This is a genomic window from Pseudoalteromonas sp. A601 (genome assembly GCF_002165575.1).
GTDB lineage: Bacteria > Pseudomonadota > Gammaproteobacteria > Enterobacterales > Alteromonadaceae > Pseudoalteromonas.
In genome coordinates this window covers 45984-64331 of sequence record NZ_MXQF01000004.1, presented here as the reverse complement: position 1 = coordinate 64331, position 18348 = coordinate 45984, and the positions used below count along the sequence as shown (strand labels likewise).

At 38.8% G+C, this 18348-nt stretch carries 14 protein-coding genes and 1 pseudogene; 12 read left to right on the top strand and 3 right to left on the bottom strand.

Annotation, left to right across the window (positions count from 1 at the left end; translation table 11 throughout):
- Window positions 1-168 precede the first annotated feature (168 nt).
- A complete protein-coding gene (gene adhP / locus B5G52_RS04275; protein ID WP_087531467.1) occupies window positions 169-1179 on the top strand; it encodes an alcohol dehydrogenase AdhP in 1011 nt (336 codons plus the stop codon).
- Between the two features lie 54 nt (window positions 1180-1233).
- On the opposite strand, the gene B5G52_RS04270 is transcribed toward adhP, so the two are convergent.
- Window positions 1234-3645, bottom strand: coding sequence for a TonB-dependent siderophore receptor (locus B5G52_RS04270; protein WP_087531466.1), 2412 nt, complete (start codon window positions 3643-3645; stop codon window positions 1234-1236).
- Between the two features lie 206 nt (window positions 3646-3851).
- The gene (locus B5G52_RS04265) at window positions 3852-5117 is read right to left on the bottom strand and encodes an amidohydrolase family protein (RefSeq protein WP_087531465.1); all 1266 of its coding nucleotides are present in this window, start codon (window positions 5115-5117) and stop codon (window positions 3852-3854) included.
- Window positions 5118-5263: 146 nt separating this feature from the next.
- Here B5G52_RS04265 and B5G52_RS04260 point away from each other — a divergent pair.
- From B5G52_RS04260 to B5G52_RS04230, 7 genes and pseudogenes are all read left to right on the top strand, one after another.
- A pseudogene (locus B5G52_RS04260) lies at window positions 5264-7085 on the top strand (DUF885 family protein).
- 106 nt (window positions 7086-7191) lie between these two features.
- The gene (locus B5G52_RS04255; RefSeq protein ID WP_087531464.1) at window positions 7192-7689 is read left to right on the top strand and encodes a YcgN family cysteine cluster protein; all 498 of its coding nucleotides are present in this window, start codon (window positions 7192-7194) and stop codon (window positions 7687-7689) included.
- On the top strand, window positions 7689-8201 hold the full coding sequence (locus B5G52_RS04250; protein WP_087531463.1) for an RNA methyltransferase: 513 nt from the start codon (window positions 7689-7691) through the stop codon (window positions 8199-8201). The genes B5G52_RS04255 and B5G52_RS04250 overlap by 1 nt, the downstream gene beginning before the upstream one ends.
- Window positions 8202-8475: 274 nt before the next feature.
- Window positions 8476-9747: a sugar MFS transporter gene (locus B5G52_RS04245; RefSeq protein ID WP_087531462.1), complete on the top strand. Its 1272-nt coding sequence runs from the start codon at window positions 8476-8478 to the stop codon at window positions 9745-9747.
- Between the two features lie 452 nt (window positions 9748-10199).
- Window positions 10200-12089 (top strand): methyl-accepting chemotaxis protein, encoded by a 1890-nt coding sequence (locus B5G52_RS04240; RefSeq protein WP_087531461.1) that lies wholly within the window; start codon window positions 10200-10202, stop codon window positions 12087-12089.
- Between the two features lie 28 nt (window positions 12090-12117).
- Window positions 12118-13224, top strand: a complete 1107-nt coding sequence (locus B5G52_RS04235) for a GGDEF domain-containing protein (RefSeq protein WP_087531606.1) — start codon at window positions 12118-12120, stop codon at window positions 13222-13224.
- The gene (locus B5G52_RS04230) at window positions 13208-13834 is read left to right on the top strand and encodes a DsbA family protein (protein ID WP_087531460.1); all 627 of its coding nucleotides are present in this window, start codon (window positions 13208-13210) and stop codon (window positions 13832-13834) included. The genes B5G52_RS04235 and B5G52_RS04230 overlap by 17 nt, the downstream gene beginning before the upstream one ends.
- 66 nt (window positions 13835-13900) lie before the next feature.
- Here B5G52_RS04230 and B5G52_RS04225 read toward each other — a convergent pair whose 3' ends face one another.
- On the bottom strand, window positions 13901-14722 hold the full coding sequence (locus B5G52_RS04225; RefSeq protein WP_087531459.1) for a 2-keto-4-pentenoate hydratase: 822 nt from the start codon (window positions 14720-14722) through the stop codon (window positions 13901-13903).
- A 498-nt stretch (window positions 14723-15220) separates the two neighbouring features.
- On the opposite strand from B5G52_RS04225, the gene B5G52_RS04220 reads away from it, so the two are divergent.
- Genes B5G52_RS04220 through B5G52_RS04205 form a run of 4 tightly spaced genes read left to right on the top strand, consistent with a single transcriptional unit; the run spans window position 15221 to window position 18345 of the window.
- Window positions 15221-15973 (top strand): DUF3450 domain-containing protein, encoded by a 753-nt coding sequence (locus B5G52_RS04220; protein WP_087531458.1) that lies wholly within the window; start codon window positions 15221-15223, stop codon window positions 15971-15973.
- Window positions 15974-15986: 13 nt separating this feature from the next.
- Window positions 15987-17354, top strand: a complete 1368-nt coding sequence (locus B5G52_RS04215; protein WP_087531457.1) for a MotA/TolQ/ExbB proton channel family protein — start codon at window positions 15987-15989, stop codon at window positions 17352-17354.
- A 3-nt stretch (window positions 17355-17357) separates the two neighbouring features.
- Window positions 17358-17885, top strand: a complete 528-nt coding sequence (locus tag B5G52_RS04210) for a MotA/TolQ/ExbB proton channel family protein (RefSeq protein WP_087531456.1) — start codon at window positions 17358-17360, stop codon at window positions 17883-17885.
- Between the two features lie 49 nt (window positions 17886-17934).
- Window positions 17935-18345: a biopolymer transporter ExbD gene (locus B5G52_RS04205; RefSeq protein WP_058559390.1), complete on the top strand. Its 411-nt coding sequence runs from the start codon at window positions 17935-17937 to the stop codon at window positions 18343-18345.
- Window positions 18346-18348: the final 3 nt, after the last annotated feature.

Genomic DNA, 18348 nt, shown 5'->3' with positions numbered 1-18348 from the left:
ATGAAAACTATGCTAGCACGCTGAAGCTTGATAGCAAGATTTACTGGTAAATGCGTGATGTTTTTGTTGGTTTTTTGTTCGACTAAAGTTTGATTTAGATTAAAGTAAATTGTTATACAGTGAGGTAAGCTGTACCAAATAATAACATCTCTCACAAGGAACTAAATTATGAAAGCTGCTGTAAATAATGAGTATAAAGGACGTTTAGAAATTACTGATTTGCCAATCCCTACTGTGGGTGCAAATGATGTGTTAGTTAAAATTGCCGCATGTGGTGTTTGCCATACCGATTTACATGCCTGTCATGGTGATTGGCCTGTTAAACCTAAAATGCCGTTAGTGCCGGGGCATGAGGGAGTGGGGGTTATTGAACAGTTGGGCAGTAATATCCATCATTTAAAAGTGGGTGATAGGGTCGGTGTGCCTTGGCTTTACAGTGCGTGTGGGCACTGCGAATTTTGTTTAGATGGTAAAGAAACACTGTGTTTGTCACAGCATAATACAGGGTATTCAATTGATGGCGGTTATGCTGAGTATTGTTTAGCCCATGGTGATTATGTGGTTAAAATTCCTGACGGTTTAGGCTTTGCCGAAGCAGCCCCACTATTTTGCGCGGGTGTGACCACTTATAAAGCATTAAAAGTATCAGAAGCAAAACCTGGGCAGTGGGTTGCTATTGTTGGTGTTGGAGGATTGGGGCACCTTGCAGTGCAGTATGCAAAGGCCATGGGCTTAAATGTTATTGCGGTTGATACAGGAAAAGAGAAGCTTGATTTAGCTACTGAGCTTGGTGCAGACATAACACTTGATTTTAAACAGTGCGTACCTAGTGAAGCTATTTTTGAAAAAGTAGGGGGCGCGCATGCAGTTGTATGTACAGCGGTTTCAAAGCCTGGTTTTGAGCAAGCCTATAAAAGTGTACGACGCGGTGGTAAATGTGTACTAGTTGGCCTGCCGCCAGAGGAAATGCCACTGCCGATTTTTGATACTGTGTTAAACGGGGTTTCAGTGGTTGGCTCAATTGTTGGCACGCGTAAAGATTTACAAGAATGTTTAGAGTTTGCAGCAGAGGGTAAGGTTAAAGCCATTATTGAAGAAAAACGCCTTGATGATATTAATGACATTTTTGACGATATGTTAAAGGGTGAAATTAACGGGCGGATAGTCGTTACTATATAAAAAAGTATGTAGAGCGCACAAAATGTGCGCTCTAAAAACTAGCCTCATAGTAGCTTACAGTTTATAGCTCAAGGTCAATTTAGCGTTGCGCTCTTCACCTGGCATACCGCCCAAAAACATCGCTTTTGAGTAATACACTTTATTAAATAAATTATTTAAGTTTAGCTGTACGCCCCATTTATCTGCGTTATAACTTAGTGCTGCATCGTAGATTGTATAACTTGCTACATATCCATCGGGAATACCGAATGATGTTGAGTTTGTACTGCGGTCATCTACATATTTAACACCGGCACTTATTTTTAATGGCTGTGAAAGTTCAAACCACTGTGCGCTATAGGTTAACCATGTGCTGGCCGTAACATAAGGCACGCCTTTTTGGCGGGTATCAAAAGTACTTGAGTTGGGGTTTTTCTTATCACGGGCATCTTGATAAACACCATTGATATTCACTTTCCACTGCTCATTTAAATATGCATTTAAGTCAAATTCAACACCACGGGTTTTCTCTTCGCCATCGAAGAAGCTCTCAGGAACTGAGGGATCTGGGTTCATATCATCAAATGCTGGGTTGTCATATTCCAAGTTAGTACGTGCGGTATCAAACACCACTAATGAGGCCAGTAATTGGTCGTCAAAGGCCTTCATTCTGATACCCAAATCAGTACTAAGGGACTCAGCGTCTTCACGGTCAGCTTCATTACCTGAAACAGAGCCTAAAACACTGTACGCTGTACGGCCTTTTGAGTGATTTATGAATACTGATATATCATCGCTTGGTTTATAAGTTGCACCTAAGTTATAGGTTAAACCATTATCCGAGGTGCTGGCCTCTGGTGTGGCGGCTGCTGCACTTGCACGATAACGGGCGTCTACACCAAAGTGTTCATATTTTTGTGTAATTTCGTTATAGGCTAAACCTACACGGGTGGTAAATGTGTCATGAATATAGGCTACATGTTGTATGCCAACGCCCCACGCTTGTACTTTTTTATTGTAGTTACTGGTTTTCAGTGGGTCGTAATCACTAAACTGACCTTCGCCCCAGTTTGGTGTGCGTATATCTAAAATATATGGTAATGAGCCCTGATAAGTTACATCGCCATTTTTATCTTTGAGAATATAGTCTTTATCCCAAATCGAATATTGTGTGAAACGTACATCACGGTCTTCGTAATTGGCATTTACTAATAACTCGTTATCAATATCACCTAAACTAAAGTCATAACGTAAATCTGCAAAGTATTGCCATGACTTTTCATCGGCTTGCACTTGGCGAAACTCTTGTCTGCGTGCGGCAAATGGATACAGTACGTCATCTACAACGAGTGGTGCACGTGGGTCTGCATTAATGACACCTTTACGGTTCCAATAAACATAGTTATAGGCGCCAGTTTGACGGGCAAAGCTTGATTCGTAATTACGGTATTGTAATTGTTGGTTTAAAAACAAATCATCAGTTAGGTAATAGTTATGCGTTAATTTAAAGCGTAATTCTTCACCTTCATTGTCTTTGGCCATGGGTGAAATGATACCGTTATGACCAAACGAATAAGGTGTTAAACCATCAGAAGCAGATAGTGAGTTGGCAAGTTGATCACGTTGTGCATCGGTCAATTGTAAACCAGCCATTGTAGGGTCATTGACTAAATCATCGCCAGTGACTTCGCCTGCTGTTTTGCCATTAACCGACTCTGCATTATAAATACGGATAGGGTGGCCGATAGAGTCAACGGCTATGGAATCTTTGATATAGGCCGCAGATATCATAATATCTTGCTTGTCATCGAATACATATTTTAATGCAGTGTAAATTTCATCTCTATCATCTTTTAAGTCACGGTAGCCATCACTGCGTGCTGTTTTGGCATTTACTCTGTATGCAAGGTTATCTGTGATTGCATCTGTGCTATCAAACGATAGTGAATAAGTGTTCCATTGGCCTACTTCTGCTTGCACTGTGTGCTGCGCTTCAAACTGCGGTTTCTTTTCAATTAGGTTTATCACACCACCAGCACTTCCCATGCCGTATAAACCTGTTGCAGGGCCTTTTAGTACCTCAACTGCTTCAACATTAGTCAGCGAGCGAGTTGGGTTAAAGGTGTTACCTAAACCTGCACCACCGTACATACCATCATAGGTGTAATTAGCCCCTAAGCCACGAATAATTAGGTTATCACCAATACCATAGTTATTACCTGCTTGAGTTACACCGCTGATATTACGTGCTAAATCTTGCAGGTTATCGACACCCTGTGAATTTATTAATTCTTGATCTACAACTACGATAGGGGCAGGGGTTTCCATTAGTGACATATCAGATTTAGTCGCCAGTCCTGAGTTAAGTACGACTTGGTTTTGCTTTTGGTAAACTGTTATGTGTTCAAGATCTGTCTGTTCAGCAGATATTGCGTTAAAAGATGTCAAACAAGCGAGGGTAATTAAAGAAAGTTTATGTGTTGTCATAAATAGCTACCATTGAAATTTTACGCAATGATAATGTGTTGTATTTGTATTACAAGTATTAATATATGGAATCGGTAATTATTTAGCGTGTAAACAAAATTGTAACTTTGTTTATTTATCGGGTTAACATAGGCTTGGAAGAAAAAAATCAGTGGTGGGTAAAAATTGATCACAGGGCTAACATTTAGCCCCGCATTATTTATTTGCTAGTATGCTTTACCTGCTTTCATTACAAATTTAACATTTTCAAGCTTACTGATATCACTAAGAGGGTTGCCTTTTACTGCTATAATATCTGCTGCAAACCCAGGCTTTAGCTGACCAAGTTGGGTATCAACCTTTAATAATTTTGCGCTATTAATTGTAGCTGACTGAATGGCTTGTAACGGTGTCATACCAAATTCAACCATACGTGAAAATTGTTTAGCGTTATCGCCATGTGGGTAAATGGCTGCATCAGTACCAAACACCATTTTGACACCGGCTTTTACCGCACGAGAAAAACTTTCCCGCTGTCTTTTTGAAACCAGACGCTCTTTTGCCAAGTTTTCTTCAGCAACACCATTTTCCTCGCCATAGGTTAGGGTATATTCCGTGTTATAAATATCCATAGAAAACCAAGTGCCATGTTTTTTTGCCAGTTTTATTGCTTCATCATCAACGTAACTCACATGTTCTACACTGTCTACACCGGCAACTATGGCGGCTTTAATACCACTAGTCCCATGAGCGTGAGCTGCAACGGTCACACCGCGCATATGGGCTTCAGCAACAATGGCATTCATTTCATCTTGACTATATTGCTGAATGCCCACTTTAGTGCCTTTAGAGAATACGCCTCCTGTGGCGCAAAATTTAATTACGTTGGCACCGTACTTTATGTTTTCGCGCACTTTTGTACGCGCGGCCCATGGGCCATCAGCCACTCCTTCAGCGGTATACTTCATTTCTGGTGGTAGTCGGTTGTTATCACAGTGTCCGCCTGTCACACCCAGTGATGGGCCTGCCGCCCAAATACGGGGGCCGGCTATATCCCCTGCATTAATGCCATCTCTTACAGCAATAACGCTGTAGCCACCTGCGCCAACATTACGTAGCGTGGTGAAGCCTGCTTTTAATGTTTTTTTAGCAAAGTAGGCCGCTTTAATCGCTTGGCGTGGTACTGATTGACCAATACGCTCACTTCTTGGCACGGTTGGATCACTGGTTAAATGAACGTGCATATCCATCAACCCTGGCAGAATTGTTAATTCAGGCAGCTCAATATGCTCATCACCTTGTTGTAGCTTAGGAGCTTGTTCGGTCGTGATTTTTGTAATGATCCCATCATCAATTTGGATCAATGGGGCTTTGATTAATTTACCATTATTAACATCAAGCATTGCTTTGGCACTAATATAAGTGGTTGCTTGAGTATTAAATGCGCTAACACACAACAAGCTCAGTGAAATGGCAAGAGATAATTTATTCATTTATTTTCTAATTTTAGATTATTTTATATAGCAATGTAGCAAGCAGTTTTTAAGCTGTAAACAAAACGCGTTAAGTATCTTATTTTCTTTATTTAGTTAAACATACGACGCATAATTGTCGTTAATACTTACACTCAGGGATAATTATGAAAAATTTTAAGTTAACATTGCTTGTAGCTAGTGTGCTTAGTGCTTTAACGGCGTGCGCCAATATTGAGAATAATAATTTACAAAACAAGCAATCTGTATCAGCAAAAGGTACGGTCAACATTGCCGAACAACAATTAAATATACTCGTAGCAGAGTATTTTGTAGACTCATTACAATTTAGCCCACTAAGTGCTACTTACATCGGTTATAGCCAATATAATAATCAATTTACAGCACCGAGTACTGAGCAAAGCCGTGGTAAAAAAACTGGCATTTTATAAAGATTTCCAGCAGCGTTTAGCTATAATTGATGATAGCCAGTTAACCGGCCAAGCTTTATTGAGCTATGAAATATTAGCACGGGATTTAGCGTTAACGATTGAGGGCTTTAATTTTCCAAGTTATTTATTACCAATAAACCAAATGTCTGGTGCGCATAATACCTTCGCAGGATTTGGCTCTGGGCAAAGTGCGCAGCCATTTGTTACTTATCAAGATTATGAAAATTTTATTGCGCGTGCACAAGGTTTTGTAACATGGTTAAGCAGTGTACAATCTGCGATGGAGCAGGGGATCAGTGCCGGGGTTGTATTACCAAAACCATTAGCTGAAAAATTATTGCCACAATTTCAAGCCCATATAGTTTCTGGCGCAGAGCAGTCATTATTTTACAGTCCGATTAAACAACTACCAGAACATTTTACTACAGCTCAAAAGCAACAACTCACGGCTCAATACAGCGCACTGATAATGAATGAATTAGTGCCGGCTTATACAAAGATGAGTAACTTTTTAGCTGATACGTATATTCCAAATAGCCGTGAGACGGTCGGTTACAGTGATTTACCAAATGGTAAAGCCTGGTATGAATATCAAATTAAGAAAAATACAACCTTAAGTTTATCAGCTGATGAAATCCATGAAATTGGTTTAAAAGAAGTCTCACGTATTCTTAATGAAATGAAAGCAGTAAAAGAAACGGTTGGCTTTAAAGGGAGTCTGGCCGAGTTTTTTACTCACTTACGAGATTCGGATGAATTTTATTTTGACACTCCTGAGCAATTAATTGCAGCTTATGAAGCCGTTAAGTTAAAAATTGATGCGCAAGTACCTAAATTATTTAATATTGCTCCTAAAGCTGATTATATCGTTAAGGCGGTAGAAGATTTTCGAGCTGAGTCTGCGGCAGGGGCGTCGTATCAATCGCCTGCACCGGATGGTTCACGACCAGGCATTTTTTACATTAATACATTTAACCTAAAAGCCCAGCCTAAGTTTTTACTTGAGACTTTGTCTATCCATGAAGCGGCACCGGGACACCATTTTCAAATTGCATTACAGCAAGAAGTGCAGTCATTACCTGATTTTCGTAAATTTGGGGGCTACACCGTGTTCGCCGAAGGTTGGGCACTATATGCAGAAAGCTTAGGAAAAGAACTCGGCTTATTTACCGACCCATATATGTGGTACGGTCGTTTAGCTGATGAGCAGCTTCGTGCTATGCGTTTAGTACTTGATACTGGTTTTCATGCCAAAGGGTGGACTCGTCAGCAAGGCATTGACTATATGCTAGCTAATTCTTCAATGGCGCTAAGTGATGTTACTGCAGAAGTAGAGCGTTACATTGCTTGGCCAGGACAGGCGCTTTCTTATAAGTTAGGGCAGTTTAAAATCCAAGAATTACGTGATTACTGTAAAAAAGCATTAGGCAATAAATTTAATATTAAAGAGTTTCATACGCAAATATTAATAGATGGCGCATTGCCTATGCCAATTCTAGAAGCAAAAATTAAACGTTGGGTAGAGATACAGAAATAGTACTAACTAGTTCGTTTATTAACACCTAAGTGCGTGAAGTGAGTAGTTTTGCGCACTATGGCTGTTTGCGGTAGAATGCGCGCTCTTAGGGGCGCTGAGTTTTAACATGTTAGAAAATCAATTTTGGCTTAAAAAATCACTTGATCAAATGTCACAACCTGAATGGGAAGCCATTTGTGATGGCTGTGGTAAATGCTGTTTAAATACATTTATCGATAGTGAAGATGAAGACGAATTTACTGCAACAGACCAACTGCGTGAAGGTGAAGAGCTTATTTTCACCAATATTGTATGCCAATACCTTGATAACGAAACGTGTGGCTGCAGCGAGTATGAAAACCGTCAAGTATTAGTACCATCATGTGTAAAACTCACCAAAGAAAACCTCGAAAGCATTTTCTTTATGCCACAAAGTTGCAGCTATCGTCGTTTGCATGAAGGTCGTGGTCTTGCTTCTTGGCACCCATTAAATAATGGTGGTAGCAAAGAGCTAATGCATGATCTCGATATTTCCGTGCGAGATAAAACGGTTAAAGATTGCGACGTAGAACTAGATGACTTTGACTTATATGTGGCTTACTGGCCAACGCAGGATGCTGATTAATGACAAATTTAGTGGCGACAATTGGCTTAATAAACCCGAAAAGCCCTACCAATGTAGGTGGTGTTTTACGTGCCGCAGGTTGTTATAACGCCAAGCATGTGTTTTTTACCGGTACTCGTTATTTAAATGCGAAAAGGTTTCATACCGATACCAAAAACGTTATTGAGCGTATCCCGCTTACGTCAGTTGATGATCTAAAGCATGCAAAGCCTGAGGGGGCCAAAGCGGTTGTGATTGAATTAATCGAAGGTGCTACACCGTTACCTGAGTTTATCCACCCAGAAAATGCCTTTTATATATTTGGCCCAGAAGATGGCTCAATTAGTAAAGAGGTATTAAATTGGTGCGATGAGGTCGTTTATATTCCAACAGTTGGGTGTATGAATTTAGCAGCAACTTGTAATGTGGTTTTATACGATCGATTAGCAAAGCTTGGTGGTGTTAGCAGTTGCGATGAAACCATTATCAAAAGCCGTGATACAAATAATAAAATGAAATGGTCAAAAGCGTAATATTATTAAAATTTTTACGATGTGCTAGTGATTGACCTATGAGCTATAGTTTTGTATTCGCCTTTCATTCTACTAACAAATAGAGCCATTCAACAATATAGTTAATAATTGATTTCTTCTTTTTCTCAAAAATCAGCATACCAATTTAGTACTGGGTTAGCTGAGAATTGCCCATTTAAAGCACTTTTATATGGAACGTTCCTATTAAAAGTTTGTGATCTTATTTTCTCAATGTGTAGAATCGTTCCTAACTTGTTAATGGAGTGAAAATCACGTGAGTGAAATAAATACAAACCAAAGCTATGCCACTAATGATCCGCAGTCGAATAAAAACTACCTGCCAGCATTAACGGCAATGACAACCCTGTTTTTTCTTTGGGGTTTTATTACTGTTTTAAATGATGTCTTGATCCCACGTTTAAAGGGGGTTTTTGATTTAAGTTACACCGAAGCAATGCTGGTTCAGTTTTGTTTTTTTGGTGCTTACTTTATTGTGTCTTTACCTGCAGGGTTGTTAGTTAATAAATTTGGCTATAAAAATGGTGTACTGACAGGGTTAATTGTTGCTTCTATTGGGTGTTTATTATTCTACCCTGCGGTTGTTGTCCATGAATATTGGCTATTTTTAACGGCATTATTTGTATTGGCAGGGGGGGTGACGGTATTACAAGTTTCTGCAAATCCTTATGTAGCTGCACTTGGCCCTGAGAAAACGGCTTCATCTCGGTTAAATTTAGCTCAGGCATTAAATGCATTAGGCACTACCGTTGGCCCATACGTAGGTGGAATATTATTCTTTGGTGCTGCAGGGTCGTTAACGGCTGGTGCTGCTACAGCAGAGTCTGTAAAAATCCCTTATTTAATGTTAGCGGCAGCATTACTTACAATCGCAGTCGTGTTTGCATTTTTAAAGTTACCTGAAATTACTGCCCACAAAGAAGAGCTGGACTGTAAAGCAAAGGACCACTCTTTAACGCAAGCGCCACATTTAATAATGGGTGTGGTTGCTATTTTTTGTTACGTTGGTGGTGAGGTCGCAATTGGTAGTTTTTTAGTAAACTTTTTTGGTGAAGAGCATATTGCTGGACTTGAAGAGCATGCTGCGTCTGCGTTAATAGCCTACTATTGGGGTGGGGCCATGGTTGGCCGTTTTATTGGTTCTGTACTATTACAAAAAATAGCACCTTCAAAAGCGTTAGCATTCAATGCGTGTGCGGTTATTGTACTGTTGTTAGTAACGATATTTACCCAAGGCAATATTGCCCTTTATAGTGTTTTAGCTATCGGATTATTCAATTCAATTATGTTCCCAACTATATTTTCTGTTGCGATAGAAGGGCTTGGTTCTTTAACAAGTAAAGGCTCAGGTTGGTTATGTTTGGCAATCGTAGGTGGTGCTCTTGTACCGTTACTGCAAGGCTATATTGCTGACACAGTAAATATTCAGGACAGCTTTTTCGTCCCTGTTATCTGCTATGCCTTTATTGCTTGGTATGGACTAAATGTTGTTAGGCTATCAACTAAGTGGCAGCAAAGAGTTAATTAATTTGTTATTTAATTCTTGTTTTTGAATGCACTTACTTTCGGTAAGTGCATTTTTATCTACATTTTCCCAGTTCTAAAGCCCTTCTTTATAGTTACAATTATCAAATATAATATCATTTGAATACGTATTCACTGAGTTAAAAGGATTAAATTAGTGGAACGATCCTATTTGGTGTTCGTTATAATTAATACACATTCATTATTATGTACTTTTTCAAAAGAGTAATCAAAAGTTGTGTCTGGTTATATTGTAGGTGAGCAATTTTCAATGCGTACTTTTATTAAATAGATTAAACCAGCGTATGTTCATCGATGTTGGCTTGCGTAGAGGATATTGTATATTTAATATCAGAATCATTCATAACATAGTAAGAACTATCGATAAAATGAGACAAATCCAGCTTTATTTGCTAAAACTAAGGTGATAACAAAAATAATTAATATAGGCTTACTATGCTTGGTTCGTTAAAATTTACTACTAAAGTTACCATTGCGGCATCAATTGTGCTGGTGTTGGTTCTTGGCTTGTTTACAATTAACAATTTTATCTCAATGCGCTCGCAAACACAGCAGCAGCTTTCTTCAGTGCTACAAGAAAGCTCTCAATCAGTTTCTCAAAATATTGCTAACTGGCTAAATAATAAACTGTCGATTGTTGTTGCAATTGCTAGAACTCATCAACAGAATGACAGTAAAGCACTTACTCTAAGCCAGTTAAATACCGCTGAAATGGCAGGGGATTTTAAAAATACCTATATTGGAAAGCCCGATGGCAGGTTTGTTTTAAACGATCAATCTATTGTATTACCAGCTGATTATGATGCCACCACTCGACCATGGTATAAATTAGTTGAAAACAAAACCACAACAGCATTCACGAACCCTTATATAGATGTGACCACTAATGAGCTGACAATCTCTGCTGTAGCACCTATCACTATTGCTGGTGAATTTATTGGCGTTGCTGGTGCAGACATTGATATGCAAACAATTACTAATATAGTAAATGAGATCGATTTTTTAGGTTTCGGCTATGGCTTTTTACTCGACAGTGATGGTCGCATTCTCAGTCACCCTAATACTAAATTAAACGATCAGGGCATGGATAAACTATTTTCCAAAAAGCTGCCACTTAATCCTGAGTTTGTTGAAATAAGTATCGATGATAGTGAGCATTTAGTGTCTTTTACTCCAATCAAAGGGATTAAAAATGTTAATTGGTATTTAGGTGTTGTTATTGATAAAGAAATTGCATATTCATCGGTAGCGTCTTTTCGTAACATGGCTACGGTGTATATGGTTTTAGGCATTGCTGCGATAGTGCTGATGATGCAATATGTTTTGCGCTACTTAATGCGCCCAATGCACCGACTTAATGATGCAATAAAAGACATTGCGCAAGGTGAAGGGGATTTAACTAGACGGTTGGAAATAGAAAATGATGATGAATTTGGTGAACTATCAGGCTACTTTAATGCTTTTATAGATAAGATTCACACGTCTATAGATCAAGTGAAAACCACCACTGTTGAGTTAGAGCGTTCGGTCGAAAGTTTAGTTGAGCAAACAGAATCAACCCTTACTATGTATAGCGATCAAACAAAACGCACTGACAATGTAGCAACGGCAATAAACCAATTATCATCAAGTGCAGTAGAAATTTCAAATAGTGCAAGCCATGCTTCGTCACTTGCAACACAGGCTAACGCTCAGTCGGTGCAAAGCCAACATTCATTAAATGACAATATTGCAGCGATAAATTCTTTGTCAAATAACATGGAGCAAGCACAACAAACCATTAATGCTGTTGCTAAGCACTCTGCAAGTATTGAGCAAGTACTTGAGGTCATTAAAGGGGTAAGTGAGCAAACTAACTTGCTGGCTTTAAATGCTGCGATTGAGGCTGCTCGTGCTGGTGAAGCTGGTCGCGGGTTTGCCGTCGTCGCTGATGAAGTAAGGCAGTTGGCACAGCGTACACAACAATCAACACAAGAAATTGAGAACACAGTAACTCAGCTACAACAAGGATCTGAAAGCGCTGTTGCGGTAATGAAATCGAGCTTGATTGAAAGTGCTAATAGTGTTCAACAAGCACATGGCGCTGGTGAAAAAATGGCAGATGTAACCAAAGCCATAGAATCAATTGATGAAGTAAATCATAGTGTAGCCAATGCAACAACAGAGCAAAATCAGGTGATACAAACACTGGATAATGATATTCACACCATTAGCGAATTGTCCCAACAAGGGCAACTCAATCTTAACAGTACCTTAAATGAATGTACTCGCTTGAAGTTACAGTTTGATGAGCTTGAAAAAATGGTATTGCGGTTTAAAGTTTAATAGTCACTTTGAAGAGGGCCCAAATTATATGACTAAATCTTTAAACCAGCCGGATTGGTTAAATTTAATTAATATTGAAAATGTAAATAGTGCAGAAATACAGCGAAGAGCATTTACATTTTTTACGATGATTCTAGTGGCTGTTGTGCTTATAACTGTATTAGTTTTTTTAAATTATCAGTATTACGATCTAGTTTTAACGATAATGATGCTGTTATCAGATATAACGCTTTTATTGTGCGCATTTTATTTTATTAAAACAGGAAAATTGACCGGTGTAGCGCTCATAGTTATGAGTATTATTTGTGTGCTTTGTCTAGCACTTGCTTATACCGGAGGAAAAGACAATACCGCGCTCTATTGGTTAATGTTTTACCCTATTGTTGCTTTTTCAACATTAGGTTTTCGCTTGGGTTTGGTTGTTGTTTCAATATTACTAGTATTCACTGTTTTGCTTTTATTTGGGCCTAATATTGGTCAAGTTGATTATAAATATGCCGAAGATATCAGATTTACGCTTGCTTTTAGTCTGGTCTTTTTATTTAGCTTAATTGGTGAATATTTTCGCAATAAAAGCCATTTAGCCATTGCACAAATGACCTTGCTGCAAAAACAAGATGCACACACAGATCAACTTACTGGACTTGCAAATCGTCGTTTCATTACGAACCATTATTTACCTTTGGTGAAATCTAGACCTGAACAATATTTACCCCTTAGTGTGTTACTTGTTGATCTTGACCACTTCAAAGCAATTAATGATATGTATGGCCATGGTGTGGGTGATCAGGTGTTAATTGAGTTTAGTCAGATGTTAGAAAATCAATTACGCGCATCCGATATAAAAGTTCGTTATGGTGGTGAAGAGTTTATGATAGTTTTACCTCAAATAGGTTTGATTGCAGCGCAAAGAGTCGCTGATAAATTGCGTAATCATATTGAGCTAAACCCCATTGTTTTCACAGAGTTTCAAATTAATATAACGTGCAGTATTGGTGTTGCCCAAGTGAGTCAAATTCATGAATTTAATGAAGCAGTTAAAGTGGCTGATGATCATCTTTATGATGCTAAAAGTGCTGGTAGAAATTGTGTGGTTTCATCACTGAGCAAGGAATGTAATGAACAACAAAGCTGAACTTATTTATGTTCATGATCCTATGTGTAGTTGGTGTTGGGGTTATGCTCCAACTTGGTCTAAATTGAAGAGCCTTTTAAATGATGATGTAAACATTGTATACAAGGTAGGTGGTTTAGCACCTGATTCAGATAGCCCTATGCCCTTACAAATGCAAACCATGCTACAAAATACTTGGCGAAATATAGAAAGTAAGTTGGGTACTGAGTTTAATTTTGATTTTTGGCGATTATGTAAACCAAAACGCTCGACTTACCCATCGTGTAGAGCTGCTATTATTGCGCGTGATGCCAATAAAGAAAGTGTAATGGTTGCAGCAATTCAACAGGCTTATTATTTAGAAGCAAAAAATCCCTCTGATGAAGATGTGCTTTGTCAATTAGCACAGCAAGTTGACTTGTGTACCGCTGAGGAGTTTAAACTACAATTGAACAGTGTATTAGTTAATGACAAATTGCTCAGCGAATTAGACTATATCCGAAGCTTGCCTATTCAAGGGTTTCCTTCTTTGGTATTAAAATATAATAACAGATTACACCCTATTGCTATAAATTACACAGATGCAGATACCACCTATTCACAAATAAATAAGGTATTAGAGAGTCTGTGATTTTTGGTGAAATTATAAGAGCGGTATTTTACCGCTCTTATGTACTGAACTATATTTAGGGCTTGCTTACTTTGCTTTATTATCAACTAAAACAAAATTCATAGTACAAACATCACCAAATTTTACTGTTGATTTCGCGCCAACTAAGGTCTCATGAACACCAGTTATAGCACCTGAGCTACAAAATGAACCGGCTGGTAAAGTGATCCCGCGTTTAGCACAACACTCAATCATAAATGCAAACGCTGCCATAGGGCCGTTAAGTATACCGTCAGTAGGGGCTTCATTAATAAGTTTGTCATTAATGCTAACACTGGTATTCATATTAGCTATTTTGTCTTGCCAGTTTTCAATAGCGCTTCCTTTGATCATCCCGTACTGATTACCAATATCAGCAATAATTGCTGTTGGGCCATAGCTGTTTAGATCAACCACAGGGCTACTTGCTATTTCAATACCGGCATATACATTCTTTACTAGGTGTTCAACGCCATGTGCAGTGTTAACCGTACCAGGTAGAATATCTTGATTAGTTTCAATCACAAGTTCAGCTTCTATTGCTATAAATCCGCCTGCATAGACTGGCAGTTTAAACTCTTCACCTTTAGCTTGGTTATCATTTAATTCAACATACACGTTTTCAAATACCGGGCCTAAGATACGTTCATCACCATATTGCTCTCTTAGTTCTGGCGGTACCATACCGACTTTCCAACCAACAATTTTATCACTTGAAGCATCTATTGAACCATTTTGTACTACATATGCTTCTTCTAAAGTACTTGGAATTGGTCCTGGGAAAGTATCAAGAATTGTTGCGTCTTTACGTGCGTCTGAAAGTACAGTGGCTAATTGGCTTATTTGCTCTTTAGATAAAGATGTTGGCATAAAGTATTCTCACAATGTTGGATGAAATTGAAATGCTAATTTATAAGTTTAAGTTTTAAACTGAGGGCAGTATAAACGCTATAAATGTGCAAAAAAAGCCATAATTATGAATTTTTATGCGTGGTGTATAATAAGTTGTTAAATGTTTATTTTCAAATAGGTACGAAAAGTGTTTATTTTAAAATAGGTTAGGGGAGATCATGAAAAAATAGTATCAAGTTTACTGAGGTGGATACAACAATAGATATTCAATCACATTGCATGTTGCTTTTAGAAATTTGTTGAATTATTTAGTGGGGAATTCATGAAGGGAAATTGTTAAATGAATTTAACCTTCCATCATACCGTACAAAAATGTCACTCATAATCCACTAAAGCTTACTTTTATTACAGTTGTCATAAAAAAGACTTTTTAGCGCAACACTCTTGTCATTTACAAACTATAGAATCTCGCTCATTAAAACAAACCAATTGTAATTAACGAGTAAGGTGTATGCGATGAAAGGCGTTAAACCATTGATTCTAGCAGGTATTGTAGCAGCGTCTGCAGCAGTACATGCAAATGAACTAGATAAGGTAATCGACAAAAGCAGCGAAATAAACCAATCAGCTGCGCAATCACAAACAAAAATAGACAAGATTGCAGATTCAATGCAAGGACGTCTGCAACAGTTCACAGCCCTAAATAAAGAAATTGACGGCCTAGCTGTATACAACGCCCAGTTAACAAAGCAACTTAATAACCAACTTACAGAAATGGAAGATTTGAACGCTTCTATGGATAAGGTATCGGTTATTGAGCGTCAAATCACTCCATTAATGATTCGTATGATCACAGGCCTTGAGCAATTTGTTGCTCTGGATGTGCCTTTCTTAAAAGATGAACGTGCAAAACGTATTACTTCTCTAAAAGAAATGATGGACCGTGCTGATATCAATTCAAGTGAAAAATTCCGCCGCCTATTAGAAGCATACCAAGTCGAAGTTGATTACGGACGTACAATTGAAGCGCATACAGCATTATTAAGTGTTGAAGGCCAAGAACGTGAAGTTGATTTTCTGCGCATTGGGCGCTTAGAGCTTATCTATTTAACACGAGATGGGAAAAAAGCAGGAAGCTGGGATCAAAATACAAAGTCATTTGTAGCGCTGCCTGATTCAACAATTAGCCAAATCAGTAAAGGTTTACGTATTGCTCGTAAGCAACTTGCCCCAGATATGTTAACACTACCAGTACACGCGGCTGAATAAGAGGTTTATGACAATGAAATTATTAACCAAAATGACAAAAATGGCTGTGTTAGCAACAGGCCTAGGCTTTGCTGCAACAAGCATGGCAGCAGAACCAATGGATTTAGATGCCTTACTTAAAACATTAGAGCAAGGTAAATCAGCACAATCAGCACAAAATCAGCAACGTGAACAAGAATTTAAATCGCGTCAAAGCGAACAAGTTCAAATGCTTAAAGATACGCAAGCTAAACGTAATCAAATGCTTGCACAATCTGAGCGTCTTGAAACTCAATTTGAAGAGAACGAAGTTAAATTAGCAAATTTAACAGACACTTTATCTAACCGTATGGGTTCATTAAAAGAACTGTTTGGTGTACTGCAGCAAGTTGCAGGGGACTCAAGCAATAAATTTATGACATCTGTGGTATCAGCACAAATTCAAGACCGTAGTAAGTTTATGGATGAGCTGGCAGTAAAAATGGGCTCAACCTCAAACCTAGCGTCAATCGAAGATATCGAAAAAGTGTGGTACGAACTTCAACGCGAAATGACAGAGCAAGGTAAAGTTACTCGTTTTAATACTGACGTTATCGTTGAAGGCGGTACTAAAGCACAACAAGAAGTGGTTCGTGTTGGTGCATTTAACCTTATCTCTAACGGTAAATACTTAGAATACAACGCGGCAACAAATACAATTAGCCAGTTAACTCGCCAACCTGTAGCGCGTTTTACAGCAACTGCAGAAGAGTTACAAAATACAGACTCTGGTGTTGTACAGTTTGCTCTTGACCCTACAGGAGGCTCAATCCTTGGTTTATTAGTACAAGCGCCTGACACTGAAGAGCGTGTTCACCAAGGTGGAACAGTTGGCTATGTAATTTTAGGTGTTGGTGTTATCGCACTACTTATTGCAATTGAGCGTTTCTTATCGCTTATGTTGATTGGTGGCAAAGTACGTCGTCAGCTTAAAGACAGTGTTGCTCGTGATGACAACCCACTTGGTCGTGTAATGAAAGTTAAAGACCAATACCCAGATGTTGCGCATGACACATTAGAGCTTAAGTTAAGCGAAGCGATTTTACGTGAAATGCCTAAAATTACCCGTAACCTAACACTTATCAAAATCATCTCAGTAGTTGCCCCGCTACTTGGTCTACTTGGTACTGTAACCGGTATGATCAACACCTTCCAAGCTATTACCTTGTTTGGTACAGGTGACCCGAAACTAATGGCTGGTGGTATCTCTCAAGCACTTGTAACAACTGTACTTGGTCTGGTTGTGGCTATCCCAACTGTATTTTTATACACCTTGCTGAACACCCGTGCTAAAAACATCTTGTTAATAATCCAAGAGCAAAGCGCAGGTATTATCGCTGAACGTAGCGAGAAAGGAGCATAAACCATGGTGCTATTGATTGATTCAATCAATGCTATCCGTGATTTTCTCGACACTGGTGGCCAAGTCCTTTTGGTCATCGGAGTGTTAATCTTCGCGATGTGGTTATTGATACTCGAGCGATTTATATTTTTCTTTCAAGGTTATAAGCAATACAAGCGTGATGTAAAAGCAACTTGGCGAAATCGCCCTGAGCGAAACAGCTGGAATGCTGAGCAAATACGCCAAGCTATGATTTCACGTGCTGGTATGCAACTTAATACAAACTTAGCGTTAATCAATGTGATGGTTGCACTTTGTCCGCTACTTGGCTTATTAGGCACAGTAACGGGGATGATAGAAGTATTTGATGTAATGGCTGTGACTGGTACTGGCAGTGCTCGTTCAATGGCATCAGGTGTATCTAAAGCCACTATCCCAACGATGGCGGGAATGGTTGGTGCATTATCTGGTGTATTTGCTTCTACATTTTTACAACGCCGTGCCAAGCGTGAAGTAGAGCTACTTGAAGACAATATGGTTTTAGACCACTAATAAAAATTTAGTAAAGCAGTCACAGGGCTGCTTTACAAAGGAGTAAACGATGAGAGCCCCATTAGGTAATTTATTACAAGAAGACGAAGCAGAAGAAATTAACATGACGCCAATGCTAGACGTTGTTTTCATTATGCTTATCTTCTTCATTGTAACAGCCTCTTTTGTTAAAGAAGCCGGTATTGATGTGAATCGCCCAGAAGCTGCAACAGCCGTAAAAAAAGAACGTGCGAATATCTTGGTTGCGATTTCTGACACCGGTGAGATTTGGATCAACAAACGTAAAGTCGATGAACGTGCAGTACAAGCAAATATTGAACGCTTAAAAGCTGAAAACCCACAAGGTAGCGTTGTTATTCAAGCGGATAAAAAAGCCACCACTGAAGTATTAATTAAAGTGATGGATGCATCACGTGCTGCAGGTGCGTTTGACGTTTCAATTGCTGCGCAAGAAGCATAATAA